Below are 9,067 nucleotides of genomic sequence, written 5' to 3' on the forward strand. Positions count from 1 at the left end.
AGCCCCACCAAATCAGTACCCGAACCCAACTATGTTTGGGGACTATTACTAGCTGCGGCTATGGGTTTAGCACTCAAGAGAAAATTGGCAGAGCCAAAGCAAAAGATACAAGTTTAAAATCTTGGATAAACTGAATCAAAATTGCAGCGTTCGGAAAATGATTGTTGGCAGCGGCAATCATTTGTATAGCCCTTACTACGAGTGAATAATTCTAGAAAAATGAATGACGATTAGCTGATGTACCAATAATTATCAGAATGCACCAAAATAATTAAGTAGACACATTACTAAAAACAGTTTTGAATGAATGTTCTGCCAAGCTTTAACTGTCCATTTTACTATTCCCCTATCGACTTTTTCAGCATCTTCTAATACCAGTCTGATATCTAAGTTCTTCTGTAAGGTAGAAGATAACATCTCACTAAATGAGGATAATCCAACAATCTCATAGTTGTTAGTATTAATCAGTTCTGAATTATCTTATAAGTAGGGAGGATCAAAATATGGAAGTTAGCGCTCGTAATTCCTTAAAAGGAACTATTAAGAAAATTCACCAAGGAGCAGTCAACTCTGAGGTGATATTAGAAATTGTGCCTGGGGTGGAAGTAACTGCAATTATTACCAAGGAATCAGTAGAGCATCTCCAACTTCAAGAGGGAAAAGAAGCGATCGCTGTGATTAAAGCATCGGATGTCATGATTGCTACAGACTAGCTCGAAATGAGTGGATAAGTTGTGGCGATCCGTTTATAGAGCGATCGCTACAATTATCCGATTATTTTGGTAAAATCTGTAGAGGATTTTAAAAAATAGAATGAATGCAGTAAATCTGGTAATTACTGCCTAGCTAACGACTTTATTAGACTTAGCTCATCAAGTAGATTGGCTCGTTTATAAAGATATTGCTTACGAATTTTCCGAGCAAGAACGGCTACCACACACCAGACATGAAGGATCATGATAAGAATGTCGTTTGGCAAATTCCATTCGCATCAAGTCGATTGTCAGCAGTTGTGACAATAAGGGTTCACTAAACTTAGTAATCAGCTTTATTACCTCTAATGCACTAAGACAAGCTAGTGTCCCAGAAACAGCACCGAGAACCGCGAACCCACGCTGATCCCAATCCGGCTTTTCTGGAAACAAGCATGATAGACAAGGAGTGACACCAGGAATAATCGTCGTCAGGTAAGCTTCCATTCCATCCATTGCAGCTTCCACCATTGGTTTTTGCCAGCGCACGCAAGCCTGATTGAGCAAGTTTCGCTCTGTAAAATTGTGGGCGCAATCAACAGCTATATCAGCAGATTGCACTAAAGAGTCTACATTCTCTTTTGTAACGTAATCATGAACTGCTTCCACCCGAATATCAGGATTAATAGCTTGCAGAGTTTCTCTGGCTTTGAATACTCTTGGCTTACCTACCCAATCATTTGTCATCAGAACCTGACGATTCATATCATCCAGCCGTAAGTCACCACCCCGAACTAGAATTAGCCGCCCAACACCTGCTACTGCCAAATAAAGTGCTGATGTACCGCCTAATCCCCCTACACCTGTAACCAAAACCGTTGCAGACTTCAAGCGCTTTTGTGCTGCTTCTCCAAAATTGGGAAGCATCATTTGGCGGTGATAGCGTTCTAACTGACTGGGTGTTAAGTTCATCGCTTTTTATCTCTTTATCAGTCGTAAAATTTACCACCTAGTTGGTAGCAAGTATTGTAGTTGTCTATACACTTTTCTGGTTTTTACCTGTAAAGTTGGTATTTATTCTAGGCATTATTAAGGGAGCTATGTGCAAATATAGCGATGTCTACGATGGTCACTGAGCTTGTCGTACCCCTCCGGGGAAGCAAGGCTACGCGCAGCGTCTCCAAGAGTTGCCTCTTCTCTACCTTGGGCTTCGCCAACGAGTCCGCGTACAGAGCGCGTCCGACAAGCTAGCAAGAGCGTCTGTCTGCGACACGCTATTCGCGAACGCACGAGAGCGTCTTGCAATTATGAATTAGTAATTATTAATTATGAATTAGATTGACTAGGCTTCATCATCTGATGTTTCTTCAATCTCGATTTCCCAAGGTTCTCCTTTATAATCTGGGGAAAAAAGGTGAATTTTGGCTTTGTTGGAAAACTGCTTCAACTTTTTAGTGAACTGGGGAATAGCATCGACTATATGGAGATAACTTTCTATGTTATAACAGATAATGAGTAACATCAGAGGACTAGTATTTATCTTGAAATACCAGTGACAATTTGATAATAAAACTCGCATAATTGGGCCGCAGGTTTGATAAAATCGCCTGCAAGTAGCTTCTTCTAATTGCCTATAGAATAACTCGTTAAGTATAGGTGCTCCAGTTGGGGGCAAATCATCTGCGGGAAGGGGGAATTTATTCATAGTAAATGTTCTTGTTTTTGTGTTGCAAGCCATTGGAGTTCTAACCACAAACGAGGATCTGTCTGCTTTACCTTCGACATCGGATCTCGCAGCAGATGTGTAGCATTTAGGCAGACAACCTCAACTAATCCTGCATATTCTGCTACTTCTCTGAGTATAGATATTTGGGACTTTACAGCAGCAATCAGATTGTCAGGGCAATAAATTGTGAAGTATGGCAGAAAGTGAACACGAGGTCTTCCCCAATAAGACTCTCGGAGTTTAACATGACAGTGTTTTAGCAATTCCTCGACTTGTGGGAAAGAATAAGCAATAACCGTTTTGAATTCTTTGACTAGCTCTTGTTCATACCAACTTGTGTTCATAGTTATAACTTTCATGCTGAAAGTAACAATTGGGAATTTTGATGTGTTTAATGCTTAACCTTTGTTTCCTGCTCTAAAAACAGGTTGCCAATATCAAATAAAAGTTGCATAGTACCTCGATAGCCAACCTTGGTAAACTCACCATGATCTAAGCGGTCAAAAATGGGAATCCCTTGACGGTAGAGAGGAATTTTTAAGCGTTGAGCGATCGCTACTCCATGAGAGTTGGTAATTAGCAAATCAGATCCAACCGCCAATTGCTCAAAGTCTTCCAAATCGCCGATGGTAACGCTCTTAATTGGGAGTTTTTCTAACAGAGGAAAGCGTGTCGTTGTCACCGCTGAGTGAATCTCAACTCCTAGCGATCGCAAGAAAGAAACTGTTGACCAAAGTAAATCTGGTTCCAGCGCTAAAGACACTCGCTTGCAACCAAAGTAAAAGTGATTTTCCAACATCACATGTTGTAACTGACGGCGTTGACGGCGGTATTTCTGTGGTACGCTAACACCACTCATATCCGCCAATGCTTGCAGGAATTTATCTACTGCTGCTAGTCCCGTCAGTTCACCAAATACCTCATAAGGTATATTGAATCTTTGATCCAAAATTTGCGCCCCAGTCCGCATACTATCACCTAGTGCCAAAGTGAATACAGAGCTGCCAATTGAGCGCAACTGTGCTGCATTTGTGCCATTAGCTGTAATGGCACTAGAGGAATCTTCTATAGAACCATCTAGTACGCCAGAAAGGTCAGGTACAACAATAGGTACGAGTCCAAAAGAAGTGACAATCTCTTTGATTTCCTGTACATCCCCTGGTGTGAAAGCAGAACTCGCCAAAATAGTGATTTGTGTGGGAGAAGCGTCTTGCTTAGAGCTTTTTTGAGGGATTTCCCTGACTATACTCTCAACTACACCAGCAAAACCATCTTGTAATGTACCTTTGAAATCCGGTGTAGAAACAAGCACAATTGGTAAATAATCTAGTTCTGGGTGACGGTAGCGAATCTCCTTCACAAAGCGCCCCATATCATCGCCTCTGGTTTCCACCAGTCCAGTGCTACAAAGACCGATAATTTCTGGTTTTGATCTTTGCACCAAAGTCAAGATTGCTTGTTCAACTCTTTCCTCGCCACCCAAAATGGTTGCAACTTCTGTCATCGCCGTACTGGAAAGGGGAATCGCCTGACGGAAATGTTGTACTAATACTGCCTTAGTCAAAGCAGTACAGCCTTGAGAACCGTGTAATAAAGGCATGATTCCCTTCAATCCCAAAAAGGCTAAAACTGCACCCACAGTTTGGCTTTGCTTCAGGGGATTAACTGCAACAGATGTACTCGTAACGCTAATAATCGCCATCAAATTTCCTCTTGTTGAGAATTTCCTGCTGACTCTACTCCTACTGACCACGGGGCTGGCTGGCATACTTGTTCCCACACAGGATTGTAAAAAGCAGCATACAATTCTTGTGCTACCTCTAAGATTCCTATATAGCCTGCATAGGGATGGTTGCGTTCTTGATTAATGTCTAAGAATGGAATTCTAGCTGTGAGAGAGGTGTCTTGATGGCGTTTATCAGCAATTAACATATCAGCAAGATTAGAGTTAATTATCTGTAAAATTTCTTCAGGACTATTTTGTTCTAGAATTATGCCATCTTGACCCAGCAAACTTTTGACTCTAATTCTATCCTCCTCAGTATTATTCGTAGTACTAATAGCAATAACTTCCATTCCTAATTTCTTTGCTGCAAAGATAATCAGCCAACTCTTGAAACTTCCAATAGAAAGGATAATGCGCTTACCCTGTAATCGGGTAATATACAGACCGAGTTTTTCATCTATTGCAGCAGTTTCTTCTACAATTAGCTTTTCTGTACGTGACTGCAAATCAGAATTACCTAACTTTGCAGCAATATTCCTTAAACATTGATTGATTGACTCTACACCATAGATAGACTCTTCAATATAGGGAATGCCATATTTTTTCTCCATCCCTTTTGCCATATTGATTAGTGCTTTGGAAGAGAGCAACACGTTAAGTTTGGCACGATGTGCATAGCAAACTTCTTTGTAGACAGCATCGCCTGTAATTTTTGCCAAAACTCTAATACCTAATTTATCCAATAACGGTAGAACATTCCATATTGCACCTGCAATATTATGTTCACCAATTAGGTTGATGTCATAAGGTGTGGTAGTATCTGGTTCAGCTGTTCCAATAACGTGTTCTAGCAACGCTTCACCAGCAACACGGTTGCCCAAATTTTGATTCCCAATAAATCCAGGACAATGTACAGGGATAGTGGGTATTCCTGTTTTCTCGGTGGCATTTTTGCAAACTCCCTCGATGTCATCCCCAATCAGGGCGGTGATGCAAGTGGAGTAAACAAATACCGCCGCAGGTTTGTAGCGTCTTTCTAATTCTAAAATGCCTTTATACAGCTTTTTGGCTCCACCGAAGATGATATCGTTCTCATCGATGTCGCTGGTAAAGCGTATTTTGTACAGCATCGAACCAGAGGAGAGACTGCTGTAACTTCCCCAAATACTGGCAGCACAGCCACTTGGCCCGTGAACTACATGAGCAGCATCGGTGATTGGTACTAGGGTAATCATTGCACTATCAAAAGCGCAACTCCCTTGAGTAGTTCCAGGTTGGGGTAATTGTGTGGAGGACTTTTTTTTATGTAGTTTCTGCTGCTGATGAGCATCTTCGGAATTGGAGTTACTGAGTGAATCGTTGATTTTTCCTGATGTGGGATTCATTTGTTTGGTGACAATAGGTAGAATTTGTTAGATGTTAACTGAATTCCCAAAGGCTTTTATCGGACTTTCATTTATTAATCTATCTAAAATATGGAATAAAAGGGAATGATCAAGAGAATTTATCATTCCCGAAAATATAAACATCAACTAGGTTAGAGAAAGAGAAAACAAAAGCACTAACTAAGCTATTAAAGTATTAATTTTGCTGTGTATACTTTAGGAGATTAGTGTTAACACGGTGATGATAAAATACTCAGAGGTTAAGATTAGCTATTCGATTACCTCCATTTTAAAAGATTGGTGAGAAAGTGGGCGAGAATAGCCCACCTAATATTTACTTTGCATTTAGCACTTGAGTCTGAACAAGAATCTTACTTCTTCTAGCTACCGGAAACTATTTCTACGTTTCCTTTTTTCACTGCTTCTAATGCTTCGCCTTGAACGTCTTCTAGCTTTTTCGCAGCGTCTGCTTGGCTAATCATTTTTGCAGCATTTTCTTCACTTTCAAGGATGCCGAACTCAATCAACAAATCTTCTAGCTCATCCATCTCGATGGGTGTGGGAACTGTCAGATTTGTATTGCCGATAATCTTGTCTGCTAATGTGCGGTATTCATTAGCTTGCTTACTGTCAGGCGCATACTCGTTCACTGTCATCCGGCGCAATTCGGCGTGTTGCACGATATTGTCACGCGGGACGAAGTGAATCATGTGGGTATTCAGTCTGGCTGCCAGGGTGCTAATCAATTCATCTTCCCGGTCAGTTTGACGGCTGTTACAAATCAGCCCACCCAAACGTACACCACCAGTATGAGCATATTTGAGAACGCCACGAGCAATGTTGTTCGCTGCAAACATCGCCATCATTTCACCGGAGGTAACGATGTAGATTTCTTGGGCTTTACCTTCACGAATTGGCATGGCGAAACCACCGCACACAACGTCGCCCAATACGTCGTAGGATACGAAATCTACGTCTGAGTAAGCGCCGTTTTCTTCGAGGAAGTTGATGGCGGTGATGATACCCCGACCGGCGCAACCTACACCCGGTTCTGGCCCACCTGATTCTACGCATCTGATATCTCGGAAGCCAGTGATTACCACTTCTTCGAGTTCGATATCTTCCACAGCACCCCGTTCAGCAGCCAAGTGCAGCACGGTGGTTTGGGCTTTACAGTGCAGAATCAATCGGGTAGAGTCAGCTTTGGGGTCGCAACCCACAATCAAGATGCGTTGACCCTTTTCCGCCATAGAAGCGAGGGTATTTTGCGAGGTAGTAGATTTACCGATACCGCCTTTACCGTAGAAAGCAATTTGTCTAATTTTTCCGTCGGACATGATGATTGATCCTGTAATTGTTTGTTTGGTGAGTCTGTCGGTTTATGAAGCGTTGGCATTTTGTGCCTACCGGAGGTACTTGTGCTGTTAAATTACAGCAGTGACCTTATGTAGAACGTCATTGGAGGTGCTCGTTCTACAGCAAAAATCCGAATCAAGAACATATTCAAGTTTTGGTCAGTTTTCGTTGACCATTAGTCATTACTCAAGGAATATTGCAAGTATTACCATTCGCTCACTCAAATGATTTCTCTAGCGGTAGTAATACCAATTGGAAAAAAGAAAGCGACAAATAGACCATTTGTAGAGACGCGATTCATCGCGTCTTTACCCAAAGATGTGTTGCAGTCATGAATTGAATTGGTATAATACCAATTGGAAAAAAGAAAGCTACAGATTCCAAGCCGGAAACTCAAATTGAAATCCGAATTACGAATTCAGCATTATCAGTTGTTGTAATCTCCTGAAGGTTGCTCATACCTAAAGAGTCGTTGCAGCAGGATTTAAATTTACGCCAAGTTTCCCCAAACAACACAACCAACCATTGCAATCCACTCTAAACAGTCGCTACAACTTCCCCGATTTTACTGATATCGTAACCACCGAGAATTTCAAATTGGGAGTGAACCATCCGATGTCCCAAAGTACTGAGCAACTGCTGTACTGGTGCTTCTTCTAGATATTCCTTAAGAATCACTAAATCATATCGTGACTGATGTAAAGGGATAAATCCCAGCCCAAAGGCGGTAGCTACAGATGCCGTACTCATACCAGCATCGGCAACTCCTCTGACTACAGCTTGGGCAACATCTTGGTGATTTTTGAGTATATTGTCAAAGCCCTGAACAGCATCGAACGGTATCTGCTCTTTTTGGAGTGTTTGTTCCAAAAGCATCCGGCTACCAGAACCTATTTCGCGGTTAACAATAGTCGCTCCAAGGGCAACTAAGTCAGTAACTGTTCTAATTCCCATTGGGTTCCCTGACTTTAATAAAAGTCCCTCCTCCCAAACACCAAGGGTAATCAGAACTGCTTCCTTCCCAGCCAGAACATCTCGAACAAAGGGAGTATTATACTCACCAGTTTCAGGATCGTACAGATGCATCCCAGCGATGTGCGCCTCACCTCTGCATAGACTGTGCAATGCAGCCATGCTGTTGGCGAAGTTATATTGGACTCGCAGTTGCGGATGCCAGCGTTCGGTGGCTCTTGCCCATAGTGAAATCACAGGTGCACAACCAGCAATCACAACAGTGTTGTGAAGTGTGTCGAGATTATCGTCTAAAAGACGGACTCGAACTTTATTTGTACCTGTTTGGCTTGTGCTTTCACCCTTCGGGTGACGCTCGTTCCTCGCTACCGCTGACGCTAACGACAGTTTGCTTATGCCGGGGAACCCGTCCACCCTTACGGGTTCGCCACTCCCTACAACGGGGGGAACCCCCGCAAAGGGGTGGCTCACCGCAACTGTCTCACCATCAGCCGGAATCATATCTTGGCGAAAAGCATCCTTGCCAATCAAGGGATAAGCTATCCATTGTCCTCCCACACGAGCCATGCTAACTCGTAGTTGCTGACCATTAGGAACAGGTTTGGCAAGAACTGCTTCAATTTCAGGTAAATCCCGCTCTAACCAGAATAGATCCTCAACTTGACAGCCAAGCGCTTTGGCCAAGCGAAGTGTTATGGCTACTGAGGGAGCATATAGTCCCGACTCTACACCACTAATTGTCTGACGAGTCACACTAGCGATGTTAGCCAAATCTTGTTGGCTCATGCCTAAGCGAGTTCTAATTGACTTCAAGTTATTACGGAGGTCACTATCCTGCTTCATTGGCTTTGTCTCTTAGTTTCAAAAAGCCGTAGCGGATTTAAACATTGCATCTGCCAAGGCGAAAGTGTAGTCTTTGAGTTTATATCATTTCTCTTGGAAGACTTTTTGTACTTTCGCTGTCTTGATTCCCCATATAAAAAGACTATCACATCAATTGCCAATTTGCTTGCGAAGCGCAAATTATTTTTGCGGGTGGTTGTTTTTTACCTGCTATTTTGGCTTAAAAGCCCCAAATTCCAATAAATAGAGCATTTGTCTAGCAAAAACTATATACCAATAAAACTGGTATATAGTAGTATTCAATACAGTTTTAGAGGGTGTTTATAAATAAAAAATAAAGAGCACCATAGTAATTCCCCCAGGACAG

Annotated in this window: 9 protein-coding genes; 2 read left to right on the plus strand and 7 right to left on the minus strand. The window is 42.2% G+C overall.

Features of this window, described 5'->3' with window-relative positions; genetic code table 11:
* Both HWQ23_RS33445 and HWQ23_RS13575 read left to right on the plus strand, forming a co-directional pair.
* The coding region (locus HWQ23_RS33445) for a PEP-CTERM sorting domain-containing protein (RefSeq protein ID WP_365741351.1) at positions 1-117 on the plus strand (117 nt) is incomplete at its 5' end.
* A 386-nt stretch (positions 118-503) separates the two neighbouring features.
* On the plus strand, positions 504-713 hold the full coding sequence (locus tag HWQ23_RS13575) for a TOBE domain-containing protein (RefSeq protein ID WP_292829054.1): 210 nt from the start codon (positions 504-506) through the stop codon (positions 711-713).
* Positions 714-905: 192 nt separating this feature from the next.
* Here HWQ23_RS13575 and HWQ23_RS13580 read toward each other — a convergent pair whose 3' ends face one another.
* The 7 genes from HWQ23_RS13580 to HWQ23_RS13610 all read right to left on the minus strand — a co-directional run bounded on the left by HWQ23_RS13580 (position 906) and on the right by HWQ23_RS13610 (position 8,700).
* Positions 906-1,664, minus strand: coding sequence for a HesA/MoeB/ThiF family protein (locus tag HWQ23_RS13580; RefSeq protein WP_292829056.1), 759 nt, complete (start codon positions 1,662-1,664; stop codon positions 906-908).
* Between the two features lie 370 nt (positions 1,665-2,034).
* Complete coding sequence (locus tag HWQ23_RS13585) at positions 2,035-2,397, minus strand: hypothetical protein (protein ID WP_292829058.1); 363 nt, start codon at positions 2,395-2,397, stop codon at positions 2,035-2,037.
* Positions 2,394-2,762, minus strand: a complete 369-nt coding sequence (locus HWQ23_RS13590) for a hypothetical protein (protein WP_292829060.1) — start codon at positions 2,760-2,762, stop codon at positions 2,394-2,396. The genes HWQ23_RS13585 and HWQ23_RS13590 overlap by 4 nt, the downstream gene beginning before the upstream one ends.
* A gap of 47 nt (positions 2,763-2,809) precedes the next feature.
* The gene (nifN, locus tag HWQ23_RS13595) at positions 2,810-4,120 is read right to left on the minus strand and encodes a nitrogenase iron-molybdenum cofactor biosynthesis protein NifN (RefSeq protein WP_292829062.1); all 1,311 of its coding nucleotides are present in this window, start codon (positions 4,118-4,120) and stop codon (positions 2,810-2,812) included.
* Positions 4,120-5,529, minus strand: coding sequence for a nitrogenase iron-molybdenum cofactor biosynthesis protein NifE (gene nifE / locus HWQ23_RS13600; RefSeq protein WP_292829064.1), 1,410 nt, complete (start codon positions 5,527-5,529; stop codon positions 4,120-4,122). The genes nifN and nifE overlap by 1 nt, the downstream gene beginning before the upstream one ends.
* A gap of 380 nt (positions 5,530-5,909) precedes the next feature.
* A complete protein-coding gene (gene nifH / locus HWQ23_RS13605) occupies positions 5,910-6,866 on the minus strand; it encodes a nitrogenase iron protein (protein ID WP_094352035.1) in 957 nt (318 codons plus the stop codon).
* A 556-nt stretch (positions 6,867-7,422) separates the two neighbouring features.
* A complete protein-coding gene (locus HWQ23_RS13610) occupies positions 7,423-8,700 on the minus strand; it encodes a substrate-binding domain-containing protein (RefSeq protein ID WP_292829067.1) in 1,278 nt (425 codons plus the stop codon).
* Positions 8,701-9,067 lie beyond the last annotated feature (367 nt).

The sequence above is a fragment of the Nostoc sp. JL33 genome, assembly GCF_017114985.1.
Classification (GTDB): Bacteria; Cyanobacteriota; Cyanobacteriia; order Cyanobacteriales; family Nostocaceae; genus Nostoc.